Genomic DNA, 19,290 nt, shown 5'->3' with positions numbered 1-19,290 from the left:
TATAAGTTCGTTACTAATTATTCTGCAGGTGCAGCTTCTTCAGTAGTTTCGTCTTTTTTAACTGCTTTTTTAGCTGGAGCTTTTTTTGCAGGAGCAGCTTCTTCAGCTACAACTTCTTTCTTTGCAACCTCTTTTTTAGCAACTGGTGCTTTCGCTACTGCTGCTTCGATTTCAGCTTCAGTGATAGGAAGGATAGAAACATAAGATTTGTTATCTTGTTTCTTTCTGAAAATTACAGTACCATCAACTAAAGCAAATAAAGTGTGGTCTCTACCAATACCAACACCTTTATCAGGGTGGTGTTTTGTTCCACGTTGACGTACTAAAATGTTTCCAGCGATAGCTAATTGCCCACCGAAAATTTTAATACCTAAACGCTTACTATGCGATTCACGTCCGTTTTTCGAACTACCGGCTCCTTTTTTGTGTGCCATGATTTTATATTTTGTAACTCGCTAAAAAGCGAATTATTGGGTTAACAATTAATTATAGAGTGATGTCAGAGATCTGAATCTTAGTGAAAAACTGGCGGTGACCATTTTTCTTTTTGTAACCTTTTCTACGTTTTTTGTGGAAAATAATTACTTTATCACCTTTTAAATGAGATACGATCTTAGCTGAAACTTTAGCACCTTTAACTGCAGGAGCACCTACAGTAATTGCACCACCGTTGTCAACCAACAATACATTATCAAATTCAATACTAGCGCCCTCATCTCCTTGTAATCTGTGTACAAAAAGGTGCTGGTCTTTAGCAACTTTAAATTGCTGCCCTGCTATATTTACTATTGCGTACATTGTTTAAATATTAGTTTTTTAATTTTTATTTAACGAGGTGCAAATATAGAACAAATTCAATTAACACACAAACACATATCGAAAATATTTTTCACTAAAATCATACAGGATCAGGATTCGGAGGATTTAAGGATTTCAAGATCGATTTGACGAATATTTTAATTGCATTTTTCGAAAATCATGGTTTGATAATTCCAGGGCTTAACCTACCCTGTTGTCTAGTGTGGCGAATAATATAATTGGAGTGCAAAACATCAAGTTTCTTCCCGTTTTACACTTATACACTTCGCTTACTCATACCTCGTTGCTACAGGGTAACGTTTCAACCGGGGCTAGGTGGCCACAGCAGTATTTCATTTGTTAGGTTGCAAGGCGCACAAACCCGTGTTCCTAAACCTGACAGCAGCGGCAGCCTCCGATTTTTCTATCGGAGCTATAGCGAATGGCAGGACTAAAGGCCTCCAAGAACCACAAGTCGCTCATTTCCAAATCACCCATAAGCAAACAATCTTTACTTGGAGCCCAAGGCCTGTACAAAACATCAACTTTCTTCCCGTTTTACGCTATACGCTTCGCTTCCTCGTACCTCGTTGCTGCAGGGTAACACTTCAACCGGGGCTAGGTGGCCACAGCAGTATTTCATTTGTTAGGTTGCAGGGTGCACAAACCCGTGTTCCTAAACCTGATTGGAGAGAATACGAAGTGCAACGGAGTAAAGCGAAAGCGGGACTGAAGCCTGCCAAGAACCACCACACCTTCATTTTCAAATAGTAAAAAATTGTCCGTATACTATTCAAACTTCGCGACAGATCCTTCGACTCCGCTCAGGATGACATATCGAAAAGAATTTACGTGTTTGTATATCTCCGCCATTAAATATAATTTTAATTGCATTTCTCGAAAATCATGGTTGGATAATTCCTGGGCTTAACCTGCTCTGTTGTCTAGTGCGGCAACAATATAATTGGAGCGCAGAACGAGTACAAAATCAACTTTCTTCCCGTTTTACACTTATACGCTTCGCTTCCTCATACCTCGTTGCTACAGGGTAACGTTTCAACCGGGGCTAGGTGGCCACAGCAGTATTTCATTTGTTAGGTTGCAGGGCGCAGAAACCCTTGTTCCTAAACCTGATTGGAGCGAACACGAAGTGCAACGGAGTAAAGCGAAAGCGGGACTGAAGCCTACCAAGAACCACCACACCTTCATTTTCAAATAGTAAAAAATTGGCTGTGTACTATTCAAACTTCGCGACAGATCCTTCGACTCCGCTCAGGATGACATATCGAAAAGGATTTACGTGTTTGTATATCTCCGCCATTAAATATAATTTTAATTGCATTTCTCGAAAATCATGGTTGGATAATTCCGGGGCTTAACCTGCCCTGTTGTCTGGTGCGGCGAACAATATGATTGGAGCGCAGAACGAGTGCAAAACATCAAGTTTCTTCCCGTTTTACACTTATACGCTTCGCTTCCTCGTAGCTCGTTGCTGCAGGGTAACGTTTCAACCGGGGCTAGGTGGCCACAGCAGTATTTCATTTGTTAGGTTGCAGGGCGCAGAAACCCTTGTTCCTAAACCTGACAGCAGCGGCAGCCTCCGATTTTTCTATCGGAGCTATAGCGAATGGCAGGACTAAAGGCCTCCATGAACCACAAGTCGCTCATTTCCAAATAAAACTAAATATTTGCTAACCAATCATTCGTTAAAAAATGTTAAAGCGTTTTCCCAATTACGAATATTTCGTAGATTTACGAAAATTAAATAGATAACTTTAAAAACAAATCTCATGAAACTAACCCTAACCATCTGTTTAGCAACCGCCTTAACCATTTCGGCAAAAGCCCAAAGCCCTGATAAGGCTTTAGCAAGAGTAAGATATACGTTTACGCATATCCAGGATACTACGCAGCGCGATAAACCTAAAACCGAGAACATGTTACTGGTAACTGGAAAAAATGCTTCTGTGTATACCAGTTATGATAAACTGAACCAAGCGTTAAATACCCAAAAGCAGATTCAGGAGCAAATGAAAAACCAAACAGGCAACTCGAATATCAAAATTGAGGTGAAAAGTGAAATGAAAGTTCCATTAACACAAGAAGATTATTTCTTTTTTGCCAATGAACATAAAATGATTACCAAGGAACGTCTCTTTAACAATTACCTTGTTGAAGAAACCGCTCCGCAAATTGATTGGAAGATTTTAAAGGACACGATGAGTTTTTCTGGAATAGCCTGCCAGAAAGCAACCACGAACTTTAAAGGTAGAAACTGGATTGCCTGGTTCGCTACAGAAATACCTTTCCAGAGCGGTCCATGGAAGTTAAATGGATTGCCAGGCTTGATTGTAGAGGCCTATGATGAGAAAAAAGAAGTAAAGTTTACGTTTGCAGGTCTGGAAAATGTAAAAGACGATGCCAATCAAGCAAATTCTGGTGATGATATTAAAATTGCATCGCCAAACGGTGGTGTTGGGGTAGTAAAAATGGTGGGAATAGATGTAAGCACCTCTTACTTGGGACCAGAAATTAAATTGCCAGCTGATGCCATCAAAACGACCAGAAAAGAATTAGACAAGCTCAAAGCGGCGAGAGATAAAGACCCACAAGGATTTATGCAGGCCCAAATGGCAGCCAGTGGTATGCAAGGCTCATTTAAAGCTAATCCTGCTCCCCGCCCGGCCGGAAGCACAGCCATAACGAAAGTTGAAATCAACAACCCGATCGAAATTCCGGAGAAAAAATGAGAAAATGCGCGATAATGCTGGTGTTCTTGCTTACTGCTTTTTCAGCCTTGGCACAAAAACCAATCAAAGGTTTGGTTAAGGATAGCAATGGAAAAGCGATTGAATCAGTAAACGTAAGCCTAAAAGATGCTGAAGGGAATATCATCAATTTCACGAGAACCAATCGTAATGGAGAATTTAATATTCCTTTAAAAAATGATCAGGTCATGGGTTATAAAATTGAAGCATCGAGCATTGGTTATAAAAAACTGAGCACCGCTATAACGGATGTAAACAAAAGCTATAACCTCGTTTTGCAAAGCAGTGAAACAATACTAGAAACCGTAACGGTAAAAAACCGACCATCTTTAAAGGCAAATGGCGATACCTTAAATTATAGACCATCTGATTTTGCCGACAAACAAGACCGGAGCATTGGCGATGTCCTCAAAAAAATGCCGGGTATCGAAGTGGCAGAAAATGGAAAGATCAGCTATAACGGAAAAGCCATTTCTAACCTCTATGTAGATGGCGATAATCTTTTGGACGACAAGTATAACATCGGCACTAAAAGTATCCCACAAAGCGCTGTAGATAAAGTACAGGTGATTCAGAATGACCAGCCAATTAAAATGATGCGCAAAAACAACATGAGCGATGATGTTGCGCTGAACCTGGTGATTAAAGACGATGCTAAACTGAAGGTAATGGGCGATGCAACGGTTGGAGCCGGAACGCCCAACCGCTTTGACGAAAACCTAACGGCTATGCTTTTTAATAAAAAGCTGAAGTTCATCAATAATATTAAAGGCAATAATGTTGGTAACGATCCGGGTATCGACCTTACTTCGCATAATTTATCGGATTATCTAAAACGGCTCGATAATGATAAACCCAACCGGGCTGTTATCTACAGGAGCAGCAGGTGTACCGTCGTTACCACAAAGCAGGTATCTTTTTAATAAAGCCGGACTCATCAATTTAAACAATTTATATAAGTTTAATCAGGATCTACAATTGAGGGCAAACCTTTCTTACTTATACGATCAGCGCGACCAACAATACAGTAAATTTTCGGAGACCTATCTTTCGGGCCAAACCATCAGTTATTCAGAATCGCAGCACAATGCCATTAATCCGCAAAAACTCCGCACTCAATTTAACCTGAACGGAAATGCAGATAAATATTACCTGAACAATAATTTTGTATTGGATTATGCCCCATTTAAAACCTCTTCGGGTTTTGTAATTAACTATGTGGCGGCTAATCAGATATTGCGTCAGGAGACCCTTGATATTTCTAACGAATTTAATTACCGAAAAAAATTGAAGTCGGACGACGTGATCAACCTCTACTCCTATTTAAACCGGACAACACAGCCTGAAATATTAAACATTACACCAGGACTTAATGCCGATATCTTAAACAACGGAAACAGCTACCTTGGCTTAAGCCAATACATTAAAATACCCACCTGGTACACCAACAATTATGCATCTTTTGCTTTTGTAAAAAACAATTTTGTGCAAACCTATAAGGCAGGTTTTAATGTACAACAACAACAGCTCAACTCTGAGCTTTACCGTACACAAAACAACCAGCAAACAGAACTGGTTTCAGATAATGCAGTAAATGATCTGGACTGGTTTAAAACTAAACTCTATGCAGATGCGACCTATGAATTTACAAACGATAAATTGAAAGCAGGACTGAGTTTACCCTTAAGCTATAATCAAATTAATTATAGGGACGAGTTAAACCAACTGGATAAAAGCTTGCACAAATTATTTCTAAATCCTTCTTTTAATTTAAAATATCAAACCAGTCCAGAGAATTATGTAACGGCAAATTATGCTTTCCGCAATGATCTTGGTGGAATTGATGATGTTTACCGCGGTACAATTTTAAAAAATTACCGATCACTTTTTGCTAACAATGCACCAATTTCGGAATCGAAAACCCATAACGTTGGGGCTAGCTTTAATTTTAGAAAAGCGATGCAGATGTTATTCATCAATTTAACGGCTAATTACAGCGATGCCGAACTGAACACCATTTCTTCGTACAGTTTAAGCAACAACACCCAGCAAAGGGTTGTATTGCCACTAAGCAACCACATTCGTACACTTTCTTTCAGTACAAACGCAAGCAAATACTTATTTGACCTGAGAAGTACAGTGAATGTGGGCATAAATTTTTCGCAGCGTAAATACGATCAATTGCAAAATAACGAACGATTTGCCTTTAATGCTCAAACCGTTTCTTACAAAGCTGGCATAGAAGCGAAAATCACCAGTTTCATCAATTGGTCATACCTCACAAATTTCTCGGTAACCGATAATAAAGCTCAAATTGCCAATGGTATAAAAACAAATTTTCAGCAGCTCAGGCAGCAGTCTACACTAGCTATTGCCACCCTGAAAAATGTGTATTTAAACTTATCAGCCGAACATTTATTTACGCACCAATCTACACAGCCGAATCTGAAATATCTTTTTGCAGATATGAACATCAAATACAAACTCTTAAAAATGAAAACAGATTTAGAATTTGGCGTAACGAATCTGGCTAATATCAAAAGGTTTGATGCGATTTATCTTTCGGCCAACTCGCTCACCAACGGAACATATTACATACCAGGAAGAGTAGCTATGTTAAAGGCGACTTTTAACTTTTAGATAGCTTCATCGTCTCGACTGGAATGTAGCGGAATGGAGAGATCTTTGAACTTAACGCTGTGAAAATCTTTTTGATCTGCGGGAAAAACAAGCAATCGGCTATTCGTTTTCCCGCAGATTTAAGAGGATAAATGTAGATTTTCATCACTAGCAACATGCGTGTACTTTATTAAATAGCTATTGGATGAAGAGATCTTTGAACTTAAATCTGCCAAATCTTTTTGATCTGCGGGAAAAATAAACAATCGGCTATCCATTTTCCCGAAGATTTAGGAGGATAAACACAGCTTTTTTATCTCTAGCAACACAATCTATACTTTATTCAAGCAGCAAGTTTAAAAGATTTCTCGGCTGCGCTCGAAATGACGAATTATGGCTTCATACTAATCTGAATCGCCTGGTTATTTCTATCGACTTTGAGATCAGAAATCTTATTCACATTCAATTTATCAAGCTCCTCTTTTGAGATTTTATTACCATTTAAAAAATAGGTTGTGGTTTCGTTAACGATAGTCCCATTGCCTGTTACATGCTGGTTTCTATCTTTAACATCTGAGATTTTGGCTGTTGATTTTAAAAGATAAAACATCGCAACACCGTTTCTCCTGGGCATTGGCAAAGATTCGAAATCAGCATCTTTTTTAGCTACAATTTTTATATCAACCATTTTATGGTCTGGATTTATGGTATCAGCAAAATTAAAATGCTGCACAAAGGTTTTTCCCTTAAAATCACCATCTGTTTTAAAGCTCATGATCTTCACTTGCTTACCTAAACCTTTTAAAGTTTCTTCTATCGATTTTCGAGAAGAATCTGCCCCGTCTACAATGCTTTTAAAAATAAAGGTCATTCTGGTGGTTGTATCCGGCAATTTCAATGTGTCAATTAATATTCTCTTTTTTGCTTTAGCCTTTAAAATCGTTTTTGGCTGTACATTAACTTGAGCAATTTTATCTGGCAAAACATCATTCATCATTTTAGTTAAGGGTGCTAAGCTTTTCCTTACTTCCTTTTTATCAATGGTAAAAGCGAGTGTGATACAAAGCAATACAGGCAGGACAAATAAATACCGGGTTAAGTTTACTTTCGAAGAACTTTTCGCATTCATCATTTTAATCCGCTTTTTAAGGTCGGATAGATTAAAATTATTCACAATAGCTACCGATGGTTGCAACGTTCCAACCTCTAACAAACTGTATTGATATGCCTTTTTATCAATACCTTTCTTTAAAATTTTTGCGTCAGTAATAAATTCAATGTTTTCCCTTACCGCTTTTTTCATTAACCAAACGCCTGGATTAAACCAGTAAAAAACCACACAGATTTCGGCCAGTATAATATCTAAAGTGTGCCATTCTTCTACATGCACGCGTTCATGCTCGAGGATATTACCCAAATCTTGTTTTTTATGTAAATGCGGATTGATATAAATGGTTTGCCAGAAGCTAAATGGGCTTACTTCATCATTTAAAATCCTCACCTTATAATCATCTAAATGATCGGGTGAAGAATTTTTATGCATTCTATAAAGCGAAATAAACTGCACCAGTAACTTCATGGCCATTAATACAACGCCAACATAAAAAAGCAGGGTTAACCCTTGCCAAAATATAGAAACGGCGCTCTGTTGCGCTAATTGACTTACCTGTTGATTAAATTGCGGAACGAAGGCAGGCACGGCATTCTGAGCAGCAAAAAATTCCGTGAGGTTAATAAATGGGTAGGCAGAAGAAAAGACAATTCCAAACAGCAGAAATATCCTGTTGATGGAGTAGAATGTTAGCCGGCGCAATACCAGGTGGTAGGTTGCCGAAAACAAGATCAGCACCAGATTAATTTTCAGTAAGATGATAAAGAAATGTGGCATGGCATTTACTTTTCAGGGTTCTCAATTAAATTTATAATCTCTTTAAGTTCCTCCGCAGTGATTTTTTTATCCTTCGCAAAAAAAGCAACCAGCTCTTTATAAGAGCTTTGGAAATAATTATTTACAAAACCACTCATAAAACGCTTTTTATAGTCCACTTCCTTAACCTTTGCACTATAGCGGTTCGCATTCGCGAAACGTTCGCTGATCAGGTAACCTTTGCGCTCTAAATTCTTGATGGTTGATGCCAATGTGGTATAAGGCGGTTTGGGGTCAGGGATTACATCCATAAAATCTTTGATAAAGCCCTTACCTAACTGCCAAACGGCCAGCATGGCTTCCTCTTCCTGTAATGTTAATTTTTCCATTATTACGAATATATCGTAAATATACGAAAACATGCTAAAAGAAAAAGACTTTAACAAAACGCTAACATTTAGCGCTTTATTAAAGTATTTGGTTCATTGGTCATTAGCCATTAGTTCATTGGTGAATGGTTAATCGGTTAACCGACTCCAAACGCCCAATTCCAGGCTGGTTAATTACCCTTCGACTCCGCTATCAATGACAGATTTATTAAATTGGACGTCATTTCGACTGGAACGTAGTGGAATGGAGAAATCTTTGAACTATGCTAAAAGATCTCTCCACTGCGGTCGAGATGACGATACCTCACAATCTACCATTCGCAAAAAACAGTCATTAATATGGATTTTACACAATAAATTACCTCTTAGAGTGACATACCGGGCGGATCGATTAATCGACTCCAAACTCAAAACGCCCAACTCCAGACTGACTACAAGCAATTTGGCTTCGGACTCCCGACTCCCCTATCTACTTCCCGCTTCTTTTTTCAGCTTGTAATAAGGTTTCCTGAATAATTTTTCTCATTTGAACAGCTGCATCCAGTAATTTTGGATTACCATCAAAGTCGCCATAAATGGTTACGTGTTTTGATTTTTTTTTATAATTGAAAGTGATATCATAACGCGGTACCAACCTGGATTTATCACTTTTTTTCCCAATCGTATCCGGAAAATTCCAAAGGCCGATTTCATTTGCCTTGCTATGCATGTATAACACATCGTTACTCTTTAAAAAGAACTTTTTGGTAACCACTGAGTCCTTATTATTTACGTACTGGTAAACACCAGTCTTTGAATCATATGTATTTTCCAATGTATCTTTTAAGCCATAGCTATACTGCATTGACACAAAATCATCCTTGCGGAAAGGTGCATTCTGAATGATCGGTTTATAGTAGATATAACAATAAATGATCATCGGAACGATAATGGTAATGGCTAAGAATATTTTTTTTCCTCTACTTGACACTTGATATTGAATTATTGAATGAATATTTAATTATTGAATGAGAGAATTGTTGAATGATTGAGTTATTGAACGAGACAATAGGACTCAAGACTGCCGACTTTAGACTACGGACTCCTTAAGCTCCCCTTCCCACTTACTTACTACTGCTGTTGCAATGCTATTTCCAACCACATTTGTTGCAGAACGGCCCATATCCAATAAAGGATCGATACCAATTAACAAAGCTAATCCTGCTTCAGGAATATTGAAACTTGCTATCGTACCTGCAATTACCACCAACGAGGCTCTTGGCACACCTGCAATTCCTTTACTGGTTAACATGAGGATTAAAAGCATAGAAATTTGCTGTTCAAAACCTAAATGGATACCATAAGCCTGTGCTATAAATAAAGAAGCAAAGGTCATGTACATCATCGAACCATCTAAATTGAACGAATAACCCAATGGCAGTACGAAACTTACAATTTTATCTTTACAGCCAAAACGTTCTAACAGCATCATTGTTTTTGGATAAGCCGCTTCGCTACTTGCTGTACTGAAAGCCAGGAGTGCAGGCTCTTTCATATCGTTCACCAAACGGAAAATTCGTTTCTTCAATACTAAAAATCCTAAGAAAATTAATACAGCCCAAAGTATGGCTAACCCCAGATAGAATTCGCCTATAAATATGGCATAGGTATTAAGTACGTTTAAACCTTGTTTGGCTACAATGGCGGTCATTGCCCCAAAAACAGCCAATGGTGCAAAATTCATTACATAACCGGTCATTTTTAAGATTACATGCGCAATAGCATCGAATGCTTTAATCACAATCTGCCCTAAATCGCCAATAGCAGCTGTGGCTACCCCAAAGAATAGCGAGAACACAACGATCTGTAAAATTTCATTGGTTGACATCGATTCTGCAATACTTTTCGGAAAAACGTGTGCGATAAAATCTTTCACGCTCATTGATGCTTTCTGGATACCCGTATTTACCAATTGATCAGGCAATGATAATTTCATGTGTCTTCCAGGCTCAAATAAGTTCACCAAAATCATCCCCAACACCAGCGACATTAACGACATAGCCAGAAACCAGCCTAATGTTTTACCGCCAATTCTACCTACAGCTTTAATATCGCCTACTTTGGCTACACCAACCACTAAGGTTGTAAATACTAATGGCGCAACAATCATCTTAATCAAGCGAAGAAAAATATCGCTCAACAGGGTAAAATATTCTAATTTTTTCTCCCTGATATCTTCGTTTTCTTTTTTGATTTTAGCGTTTACTTTTCTTTCGGCCTTAAGCTGTGTATAACCAATACTGGTGGTATCGGTCGTTTTGGCAATGCTAACCTCAATACTTTTAACTTTCGCATCGGCGGTGAGTATTTTCTGGTTATAGACATCGATTGAATTGACATTTAAAATATAGCCCAATGCAATACCCGCAATCAGCGCTAAAAAAATGAAAAGCGTGAGTTTGTTTTTCTTCATGAATATAAAAAGTTTGTGGCAACTTAATTTGGTAAAACTACGATATTTACGGCGTGTAACAAATTTTGATAACAGGTGAATTAAAAAATATATTAACGTCATTGAGTTAAGCCATTCTGCAAAGCAGAAATAATTTAACCACAGATAGAAAGGATGCACACAGATGTGAAAATCCGTGTTTATCTGCTTGCATCTGTGGTTAAAAACTTTTAAGTCAATAACATTAAAAAATATATTATTTTTGATTCCTGCTGTAACAAAAAACGTACATCATCATCTAAAACGCAACTATAAACCCCTAAATGGAACAAAAAGACAAGCTATTTAAAGAGATCTTCGATTCAAATTCCAAAAAGATATTCCATTTATGTTATGGTTATACTGGCGATACCGACGCTGCAAATGATCTTTTACAGGAAACATTTTTAAAGGTTTGGCAAAATCTGGATAAGTTCAGGAACAAATCTTTAATTTCTACGTGGATTTATAGAATTGCAGTAAATACCTGTTTAACCTATTTGAGATCAGAAAAAAGACAGGCAAAAGATGAATTAACAGATAACATTATAGAAAATAAGGTAGAAGAGTTTTCAGAGAAAAATGAACAGGTTGCCCTACTTTATAAATGTATATCGAAGCTCGAAGAGAATGACCGTTTGATTATTACGATGGTACTTGATGAGTTACCATACCACGAGATTGCCGATATATCAGGAATAAGCGAAGGCAATTTAAGGGTAAAAATTCACCGAATTAAACAAAAATTAACAGAACTATATAGCCAGTATGCAAGCGTTTGATCAAATACAGGAGTTGTGGCAAAAGCACGAGGTAGAAGTTAAAGTTTCTGCTGATGAGATGTTGCAACAAGCGAAGAAAGAAGTAAATGGATTAAAGCTAAAATCTGCTTTAAATATTTTTGGAATGCTGGCATCCTTTATTGCTATTGCCTCATTATGGATATTTATGCATTTCGAATCATGGACCACCCATGTTGGCATTAGCATTACCATTGTTGCTATTGGGGTATATACACTTATCCTATATCGCGATCACCGTTTGATTGCAAAAAATGATGCTACCGCACATCCACACGAATACCTGAATAACTTAAAGACGTATCAATTAAACCGCTTCAAACTTTACAACTCACTATATTGGTTTTACGCCATTGCATTATCACTCGGAATTATATTTTATTTCATCGAAATTTTAACCTATTTGAGCATGCCTCAAAAAGTAGCTGCAATTGTATTAACTTTTTCATGGATACTATTCTGCTCCACAATATTACGAAAGGCGGTAATGAGCAGGGAAAAAGAACGCATTGCTTTACTAATAGAAAAATTTGAGCGCATTAGCGGACAGATTTCTGTTACGGAGTAATTTTAGGCACGGTTTTTTCATTGTAAAAATCAACACATGAAACCATCATGATTTACCCATCAACAATGGAATAAAAAATCATGATCGCTTCATCACCGTTGAAACTAAAATTATACAAGTGAAAACACGATTGATTCTCTTCTTATTTTTGCTTGCACTGCCCTGCACTTTTGCTTTTAAACAAGATTTCACCCAACCGGTTCAGCTGAATTGGGAAACACACTTTAAAGGTAAAGCGGATATGCGCTCGCCGTTTTTTGCCTTAACTGCCATGACATGGAGGTATAGCTATGAAAGCACTGTTTACCGTAACCGGGTAGCCATTAAGCTTAAAAACGATGTGAGTATAGATAAAACCAGATCATGGGTAAAGTGGGATAAAATTAAAGACCCCGAAATCAGGACCAGTCTTTTACACCACGAGCAAGGACATGCGGATATTCAATATATTTTGCTTTTAGAAGCCGAAAGGGTATTGAAAAACAGAAACTATTCGGTAAGCAACTATAAAGCTCAAATATCTGAGCTAGCCAATCAGATCAGCGAATATTTCGATACCATGCAACGTAACTATGATGAAGAAACCGAGCATGGTAGCAACCATAAAATGCAGGCCCGCTGGGATGGCATTATCCAGGATAAGATTGAAGAATCGAGGACTGCTATGGCCGAATTACAAAAATAGTTTTGGAATAAAGACCATAAGGCCAACCGCTACCGCAAGAAACACAGCCACCAAAACCGCAGCAGCAGCCAAATCTTTTACGACTTTAATTTTAGGGTGATAATCTGGAGAAACCACATCGGCCAGTTTTTCGATAGCAGAGTTTAAAATTTCGGCTACAAAAACAGCAGAAATAACGGACAGAATAGCAATCCATTCTAAGGCAGAGATGTTTAGGTAAAAAGATAAACCAATGGCTATTACTGCGGCAAACAGATGAACCCTACCATTATGATCGTTAACAAAGAACAGTCTTAGCCCATTAAAAGCATATTTAAAGCTCTTGATCCGATCGATGATAGAAAATTTTTCGTTGTTCATTGTTAACATAATGGTTAATAGCATGAAAGATCCTTCGACTACGCTCAGGATGACGGATTTGCAAAGGGCAATCGTCTTTCCCGCGCAGGCGGGAATCTTAATGCAACGTACAAACCCTACCAGGGCATTGCGATTATCTTCGATGAGCACTTCGTAGTTCCCAATCAAGTTGGGAATGACAATATGTAGGTGTCATCCCGCCCTAATGTTTTTATCAAAAACCAACCTTAGCATGACGACCGTTGAAGTGGATATAACTAAGATCCGTCATCCTGAATTTAGTTCAGGATCTATATCTAAATAGGCAGATGCTGAAACAAGTTCAGCATGACGATCCTTTAAAAAATGATTGCTCGCCTTACGCAACACGCGCTATGCCTTTGGCCTTTCACCTTTAGTCTTTCAGCTCTTACCTTTCTCCTCTCCAGGCTTTACCTCACTGGTAGAAAAACTATTCCCGCTTAATTTATATTGATAGGTCTTTGTAATTGTTTTAGTGCTATCCACAGCATCTTTTACAGGGAAAGAGCGGAACAGGTCGCCATTTTTAATAAAAAAATTATCGTTACCCGTATAACCTTTCTTTTGATTGGCACTTAACGAAGGGAAACTGATTTTATTGAAATCGCCACCTGCGTATTCAAAAACATTTAAATCCGAAACTGTTTTTTTGCTTAAGAGCTGAATATACAATTCAGGATTTCCATCATTGTCTAAATCCATATTCCAGGCATCGATGATAACACCTTTACGATCTACGGCAGCAGACCGGTAATTGTTGCGAACTGAATCAGACATCAGAATCTGATAACCTCCTATAGAATCGGCCCCTTTTCCCCAGCTTACAATTTCGAAATTTAATCCGGGTTTTACTTCTATATCTTTATAAAAATGGAAGGGATTTTTCTGCACTTTTACGGTTTCTGTCTTAATTTCTTTCGGTTTTTCTTCTGTGCATGCAAAACAAAACAGCATCCCTGTGATTAACAAGAGATACTGTAGTGTATATTTTTGTAATTTCATTCTTAGGGCGTTTTGGTTGCCCCAAATTAAGTATTTTAGCCTAGCAAAGCAACAATTTTTATTTCTTTGCTTCCGCTTTAACTTCAGGTGCGCCGTTATTTAAAACAGTTTCGGTAACTACACTTCTTCTACCGCTTGGTGCAATTACAATGGTTTTTAACACTCTTTTTTCTCCCTGTGGAACGGTGATCTTAACCGGAGTGGTATATAAAAATGCATTTTCTGATGGACGGGCCAAATCAATGGTATAATAAATTTTAGCTCCGGTAACTGGTGCCTTTAAATCAATCGTAAATTCTCCTCCGGTTAAAGGTTTATCGCTCTGACCAATAGGTGTTGGTACCCAGAAATTCACATTCATTTTATCTAAACGGGCTAAATGTGCTGGCAAACGTTGTTCAGAAAAATTCTTTAAATCTTTACGCTCAACCGGCGACCATGCAATTTCTGCTAAAGCCAATAAACGTGGGAAAGCATGATTTTCTGCTTTTGCAGTTGTTTTAATATACTCCGACCACATATTTGCCTGTACGCCTTTAATGTATTTTCGCTCATCAGCGGTTAACACTTTCGGAATGGGATCGTAAGCATAAATCTTTTGATAAGGAGCAAATCCACCAATGGTTACCGGCTCATCAGGAGAATTAGATTGTTTATGGTCGATATATAAACCCATAGAACCAGGTGTCATAATAACATCGTGTTTTTGTTGTGCTGCAGCTATTCCACCTTCTTCACCTCTCCAGCTCATTACAGTTGCATTTGGTGCTAAACCACCTTCTAAAATCTCATCCCAGCCAATAATCGAACGTCCTTTTGCATTAACGTGTTTTTCTATAGTCTGAATAAAATAGCTTTGTAATTCATGCTCATCTTTAAGGCCTTTCTCTTTCATCAGGTTCTGACAAAAAGTAGATTCTTTCCAGTAGGTTTTAGGTGCCTCATCGCCACCAATATGAATATATTTTGAAGGGAAAATAGCAATAACCTCATCTAAAATATTTTCTAAGAAAGTAAAAGTATTTGCTGATGGTACAAAAATATCATCAAAAACGCCCCAGGTTTGTTGTACCTGTTTACCTTTTCTGCTACCTGCCCATGGTGTTTTATCGCTGATAAAAGTATCACGGTCAGGAAAACAGCTTAATTCAGGATAAGCAGCAATTGCAGCAGAAGCATGTCCGGGCAATTCAATTTCTGGTATTACAGTGATGTATTTAGCAGCTGCATATTTAACAATATCTTTGGCTTCTTCCTGCGTATAATAACCTTTAACTGGTGTAAGATAATTGCCGTTACCCGGATAATTACCAATAATCGATCCATTACGTGAAGAACCGATTTCTACCAGTTTTGGGTATTTTTTAATCTCCAATCTCCAGCCCTGGTCATCAGTTAAATGCCAGTGGAAAGTATTGATTTTATAATAAGCCAACTGATCGATGTACTTTTTGATAAAAGAAATCGGGAAGAAATGACGGCTTACATCCAACATCGTTCCGCGATAAGCAAAACGTGGATAATCATTAATATTAACTGCTGGAATGGTGATTTTATCGGCAACTTTATCTGGCATCATTTGCATAGCCGATTGAACGGCGTAAAACAGACCTGCACCTTTTCCGGTTAAAACAATTTGTTTCGGTGTAACTTTAATGGTATAACCTTCGGCAGGCAATTGATCTGCTCCAACAGATGTTAAAATAATAGCCTTTTGGTTAGGTTGGGGGATTTTAGTTTCTCTTAACGCAAAACCCGCTTTGGTAACGATAAAAGCATTTAATAAATCAGACATTTTTGCGCCGTCGATGCTTTGATTTACTAAAACTGTGGTTTTATCTAATACGAAAATTCCGTTTGCCCTGGTAATGGCTGCCGGTGCAGGTATGATACCCAGGTTGGGATCACTCTGCGCAAATGCACTTGTGCTGATTAATACTCCAATAAAAATCGATAATGCTTTGTTCATGTTGTAGTTTTTATAGCTATTTTGATTATTTGAACCAAGATAGAGATTATGGAGATATTATAAATCCCACATTCTTGTTACAATCAAGATCAACCGTTTGACTGCACTACATAACACACATAAATCTAAACATTAATTATAAGGCGGTTTTTTGATAATGTATTTATGAGGGAAACATTAGTATTTTTTGGAAATCAGGTACAAAAGCATTTGGTTGATGACAATCCCGCTCCCGCTTCTGCTGATGGAAATATCGGCATCCCGCTTCGATCGGGTTTAGGCAGCACGGCCTGTTTAACTATTTGGGGTTGCAAAGCGCAAAATAATTTCCAAGCAACACGCTATTCAACCTTAAATAGTAGTAGAAAACCAAGTATTTGGACCTGATTGCAATGGAAAGCCCGCAAGCGAGGTACGAGTGCGGACTTGAAATGTAAAGCAGGACTGACAATAAAAAGAGCAACTGTAATTGCTCTCCAAAAAACATCAATCACAAAAAAGAAAAACCGTCTCTTAGAACTCCTTCTGATAGATCTCTCCATTCCACTGCGTTCCAGTCGAGATGACGATTACTTTTTTTTGGAAATCAGGTACAGAAGCATTTGGTTGATGACAATCCCGCTCCCGCTTCTGCCGATGGAAATATCGGCATCCCGCTTCGATCGGGTTTAGGTAGCACAGCCTGTTAACTATTTTGGGTTGCAAAGCGCAGAATAATTTCCAAGCAACACGCTATTCAACCCTCAATAGTAGCAGAAAACCAAGTATTTAGACCTGATTGCAATGGAAATCCCGATTTTTCATCGGGAGCGGACTTGAAATGTAAAGCAGGACTGACAATAAAAAGAGCAACTGCAATTGCTGTCCAAAGAACATCAATCACAAAAAAGAGAAACCGTCTCTTAGAACTCCTTCTGATAGATCTCTCCATTCCACTGCGTTCCGGTCGATGACGACTACTTTTTTTTGGAAATCAGGTACAGAAGCATTTGGTTGATGCCAGTCCCGCTCCCGCTTCTGCCGATGGAAATATCGGCATCCCGCTTCGATCGGGTTTAGGTAGCACAGCCTGTTTAACTATCTTGGGTTACAAGCGCAGAATAATTTCCAAGCAACACGCTATTCAACCCTCAATAGTAGCAGAAAACCAAGTATTTAGACCTGATTGCAATGGAAAGCCCGCAATCCCGATTTTTCATTGGGAGCGGACTTGAAATGTAAAGCAGGACTGACAATAAAAAGAGCAACTGCAATTGCTCTCCAAAAAACATCAATCAAAAAAGAGAACTCATCTCTTAGAACTCCTTCTGATAGATCTCTCCATTCCACTGCGTTTCAGTCGAGATGACGACTACTTTTTTTGGAAATCAGGTACAGAAGCATTTGGTTGATGACAGTCCCGCTCCCGCTTCTGCCGATGGAAATATCGGCATCCCGCTTTGATCGGGTTTAGACAGCACAGCCTGTTTAACTATTTGGGGTTGCAAAGCGCAAAAGAAGTATTCTAGGCATCACGTTATTCAACTTAAATAGTAGCAGAAAACCAAGTAATTTAGACCTGATTGCAATGGAAAGCCCGCAATCCCGATTTTTCATCGGGAGCGGACTTGAAATGTAAAGCAGGACTGACAATAAAAAGAGCAACTGCAATTGCTCTCCAAAAAACATCAATCAAAAAAGAGAAGCCGTCTCTTAGAACTCCTTCTGATAGATCTCTCCATTCCACTGCGTTCCAGTCGAGATGACGATTTTAACAAAAAAAAGAGAAACCATTACTGATTTCTCTTCTTCAAAATATTTTTGAAATTATTTTTAAGCTTCTACTGGATGTTCTTTAGCAGCCAAGTACCTTTCGGCATCAAGCGCAGCCATACATCCAGAGCCTGCAGCAGTTACCGCTTGCCTGTAATACATATCCTGCACATCGCCACAGGCAAAAACGCCTTCGATATTGGTTAAAGTAGAACCTGGTTTGGTAGCTAAATAACCAGTTTCATCCATATCCAACTGACCTTTAAAAATATCAGTATTCGGCTTGTGACCGATAGCCACAAAGAAACCTTCTACTGCGATATCAGACTCAACACCTGTTTTGTTATTTAAAACTTTAACGGCAGTTACATTTTTGCCGTTACCTAAAATTTCTTGTGTTTCGGTGTTGTAATGCACCACAATATTTGGTGTTGCCAATACACGGCTAACCATAGTTTTAGAAGCCCTGAACTCGTCTCTACGCACCAATAAGTGCACAGTTTTACAAAGTTTTGCTAAATAAGTTGCTTCTTCAGCTGCAGTATCTCCAGCGCCTACAATGGCAACATCCTGTCCTTTAAAAAAGAAACCATCGCACACGGCACAGGCCGAAACACCAAAACCATTGTATTGTTGCTCACTTGGCAAACCTAACCATTTAGCTGTTGCTCCAGTAGCAATAATTACGGTATCAGCTGTAATGGTTTTAATTTCATCAACCACTACTTTATGTGGTGTTGAAGAGAAATCTACGGAACTTACATAACCAAAACGGATATCGGTACCAAAACGCTCGGCTTGCTTGCGGAAATCTTCCATCATTTCTGGTCCCATAATTCCTTGTGGATAGCCTGGAAAATTTTCTACATCTGTAGTCTGTGTAAGCTGTCCGCCAGCTTGCATACCAGTATACATAATTGGTTTTAAATCAGCTCTGGCAGCATAAATTGCAGCAGTATAACCTGCAGGACCCGAACCTATAATTAAACACTGAACGTGTTCGTTTTCTTGTGACATTATATTGTGTGTTTGAAATTCATTAATCGTAGCGCAAATTTAATGCTTTAAATATTTGCTGGCAAGTGCACATTGTCAACATAGTTTACTTATTAACAGTGGAGCGCAAAGTGCATGGCGTTTGGCGCTTAGTGCTCAGGCACATTAGATGCTTCAGGATGATACTTGTGGTGTCAGATGTTACCATCTGATACTGATTACGTAT

Annotated in this window: 16 protein-coding genes; 6 read left to right on the top strand and 10 right to left on the bottom strand. The window is 38.4% G+C overall.

Going from position 1 to position 19,290, the window contains the following annotated elements; translation table 11 throughout:
• Positions 1 to 17: 17 nt before the first annotated feature.
• Together rpmA and rplU are read right to left on the bottom strand one after the other, a co-directional pair.
• A complete protein-coding gene (gene rpmA / locus QF042_RS11835; RefSeq protein WP_307528530.1) occupies positions 18 to 434 on the bottom strand; it encodes a 50S ribosomal protein L27 in 417 nt (138 codons plus the stop codon).
• A gap of 52 nt (positions 435 to 486) precedes the next feature.
• The gene (gene rplU / locus QF042_RS11830; RefSeq protein ID WP_025146774.1) at positions 487 to 798 is read right to left on the bottom strand and encodes a 50S ribosomal protein L21; all 312 of its coding nucleotides are present in this window, start codon (positions 796 to 798) and stop codon (positions 487 to 489) included.
• 1,790 nt (positions 799 to 2,588) lie between these two features.
• Between rplU and QF042_RS11825 the strand changes: the two genes are divergently transcribed.
• Genes QF042_RS11825 through QF042_RS11815 form a run of 3 tightly spaced genes read left to right on the top strand, consistent with a single transcriptional unit; the run spans position 2,589 to position 6,206 of the window.
• A complete protein-coding gene (locus tag QF042_RS11825) occupies positions 2,589 to 3,548 on the top strand; it encodes a GLPGLI family protein (protein ID WP_307528525.1) in 960 nt (319 codons plus the stop codon).
• Positions 3,545 to 4,489, top strand: a complete 945-nt coding sequence (locus QF042_RS11820; protein ID WP_307528523.1) for a carboxypeptidase-like regulatory domain-containing protein — start codon at positions 3,545 to 3,547, stop codon at positions 4,487 to 4,489. The genes QF042_RS11825 and QF042_RS11820 overlap by 4 nt, the downstream gene beginning before the upstream one ends.
• A complete protein-coding gene (locus tag QF042_RS11815) occupies positions 4,413 to 6,206 on the top strand; it encodes a hypothetical protein (protein ID WP_307528521.1) in 1,794 nt (597 codons plus the stop codon). The genes QF042_RS11820 and QF042_RS11815 overlap by 77 nt, the downstream gene beginning before the upstream one ends.
• 370 nt (positions 6,207 to 6,576) lie before the next feature.
• Here QF042_RS11815 and QF042_RS11810 read toward each other — a convergent pair whose 3' ends face one another.
• The 4 genes from QF042_RS11810 to QF042_RS11795 form a co-directional block, all read right to left on the bottom strand.
• A complete protein-coding gene (locus tag QF042_RS11810; RefSeq protein ID WP_307528520.1) occupies positions 6,577 to 8,073 on the bottom strand; it encodes a M56 family metallopeptidase in 1,497 nt (498 codons plus the stop codon).
• A gap of 5 nt (positions 8,074 to 8,078) precedes the next feature.
• Positions 8,079 to 8,441 (bottom strand): BlaI/MecI/CopY family transcriptional regulator, encoded by a 363-nt coding sequence (locus tag QF042_RS11805; RefSeq protein WP_307528518.1) that lies wholly within the window; start codon positions 8,439 to 8,441, stop codon positions 8,079 to 8,081.
• 469 nt (positions 8,442 to 8,910) lie between these two features.
• Positions 8,911 to 9,411: a hypothetical protein gene (locus tag QF042_RS11800; RefSeq protein ID WP_307528516.1), complete on the bottom strand. Its 501-nt coding sequence runs from the start codon at positions 9,409 to 9,411 to the stop codon at positions 8,911 to 8,913.
• 99 nt (positions 9,412 to 9,510) lie between these two features.
• Entirely contained in the window at positions 9,511 to 10,893 is a 1,383-nt protein-coding gene (locus QF042_RS11795; RefSeq protein WP_307528514.1) for a dicarboxylate/amino acid:cation symporter, read from the bottom strand.
• A 302-nt stretch (positions 10,894 to 11,195) separates the two neighbouring features.
• Here QF042_RS11795 and QF042_RS11790 point away from each other — a divergent pair, with 302 nt between their 5' ends.
• From QF042_RS11790 to QF042_RS11780, 3 genes are all read left to right on the top strand, one after another.
• Positions 11,196 to 11,693 (top strand): RNA polymerase sigma factor, encoded by a 498-nt coding sequence (locus tag QF042_RS11790; protein WP_086546642.1) that lies wholly within the window; start codon positions 11,196 to 11,198, stop codon positions 11,691 to 11,693.
• Entirely contained in the window at positions 11,680 to 12,279 is a 600-nt protein-coding gene (locus QF042_RS11785; protein ID WP_307528512.1) for a hypothetical protein, read from the top strand. Before QF042_RS11790 ends, QF042_RS11785 begins: the two co-directional genes overlap by 14 nt.
• 118 nt (positions 12,280 to 12,397) lie before the next feature.
• Positions 12,398 to 12,964, top strand: coding sequence for a DUF922 domain-containing protein (locus QF042_RS11780; RefSeq protein ID WP_307528510.1), 567 nt, complete (start codon positions 12,398 to 12,400; stop codon positions 12,962 to 12,964).
• On the opposite strand, the gene QF042_RS11775 is transcribed toward QF042_RS11780, so the two are convergent.
• The 4 genes from QF042_RS11775 to trxB form a co-directional block, all read right to left on the bottom strand.
• Positions 12,953 to 13,324 (bottom strand): diacylglycerol kinase family protein, encoded by a 372-nt coding sequence (locus QF042_RS11775; RefSeq protein WP_307528508.1) that lies wholly within the window; start codon positions 13,322 to 13,324, stop codon positions 12,953 to 12,955. The genes QF042_RS11780 and QF042_RS11775 overlap by 12 nt on opposite strands.
• Positions 13,325 to 13,726: 402 nt before the next feature.
• Entirely contained in the window at positions 13,727 to 14,347 is a 621-nt protein-coding gene (locus QF042_RS11770; protein ID WP_307528506.1) for a hypothetical protein, read from the bottom strand.
• A 58-nt stretch (positions 14,348 to 14,405) separates the two neighbouring features.
• Complete coding sequence (locus QF042_RS11765; RefSeq protein WP_307528504.1) at positions 14,406 to 16,316, bottom strand: beta-N-acetylhexosaminidase; 1,911 nt, start codon at positions 16,314 to 16,316, stop codon at positions 14,406 to 14,408.
• A 1,812-nt stretch (positions 16,317 to 18,128) separates the two neighbouring features.
• Positions 18,129 to 19,085 carry a thioredoxin-disulfide reductase gene (trxB, locus tag QF042_RS11760; RefSeq protein ID WP_215128265.1) on the bottom strand — a complete coding sequence of 319 codons (957 nt, stop codon included), beginning with the start codon at positions 19,083 to 19,085 and terminating at the stop codon, positions 18,129 to 18,131.
• Positions 19,086 to 19,290: the final 205 nt, after the last annotated feature.

The organism is Pedobacter sp. W3I1 (assembly GCF_030816015.1).
Taxonomy (GTDB): Bacteria; Bacteroidota; Bacteroidia; order Sphingobacteriales; family Sphingobacteriaceae; genus Pedobacter.
The sequence above is the reverse complement of the archived record's forward strand: the minus strand, read 5'-3'. Positions and strand labels throughout refer to the sequence as shown.

Excerpts from the sequence above, each read along its gene's own strand:
- QF042_RS11805 (WP_307528518.1), bottom strand. The coding sequence starts at position 8,441 with ATGGAAAAATTAACATTACAGGAAGAGGAAGCCATGCTGGCCGTTTGG.
- QF042_RS11820 (WP_307528523.1), top strand. The coding sequence starts at position 3,545 with ATGAGAAAATGCGCGATAATGCTGGTGTTCTTGCTTACTGCTTTTTCA.
- QF042_RS11790 (WP_086546642.1), top strand. The coding sequence starts at position 11,196 with ATGGAACAAAAAGACAAGCTATTTAAAGAGATCTTCGATTCAAATTCC.
- QF042_RS11825 (WP_307528525.1), top strand. The coding sequence starts at position 2,589 with ATGAAACTAACCCTAACCATCTGTTTAGCAACCGCCTTAACCATTTCG.
- QF042_RS11815 (WP_307528521.1), top strand. The coding sequence starts at position 4,413 with ATGATAAACCCAACCGGGCTGTTATCTACAGGAGCAGCAGGTGTACCG.
- QF042_RS11765 (WP_307528504.1), bottom strand. The coding sequence starts at position 16,316 with ATGAACAAAGCATTATCGATTTTTATTGGAGTATTAATCAGCACAAGT.
- QF042_RS11810 (WP_307528520.1), bottom strand. The coding sequence starts at position 8,073 with ATGCCACATTTCTTTATCATCTTACTGAAAATTAATCTGGTGCTGATC.
- rplU (WP_025146774.1), bottom strand. The coding sequence starts at position 798 with ATGTACGCAATAGTAAATATAGCAGGGCAGCAATTTAAAGTTGCTAAA.
- QF042_RS11785 (WP_307528512.1), top strand. The coding sequence starts at position 11,680 with ATGCAAGCGTTTGATCAAATACAGGAGTTGTGGCAAAAGCACGAGGTA.
- QF042_RS11775 (WP_307528508.1), bottom strand. The coding sequence starts at position 13,324 with ATGAACAACGAAAAATTTTCTATCATCGATCGGATCAAGAGCTTTAAA.
- QF042_RS11770 (WP_307528506.1), bottom strand. The coding sequence starts at position 14,347 with ATGAAATTACAAAAATATACACTACAGTATCTCTTGTTAATCACAGGG.
- trxB (WP_215128265.1), bottom strand. The coding sequence starts at position 19,085 with ATGTCACAAGAAAACGAACACGTTCAGTGTTTAATTATAGGTTCGGGT.
- QF042_RS11795 (WP_307528514.1), bottom strand. The coding sequence starts at position 10,893 with ATGAAGAAAAACAAACTCACGCTTTTCATTTTTTTAGCGCTGATTGCG.
- rpmA (WP_307528530.1), bottom strand. The coding sequence starts at position 434 with ATGGCACACAAAAAAGGAGCCGGTAGTTCGAAAAACGGACGTGAATCG.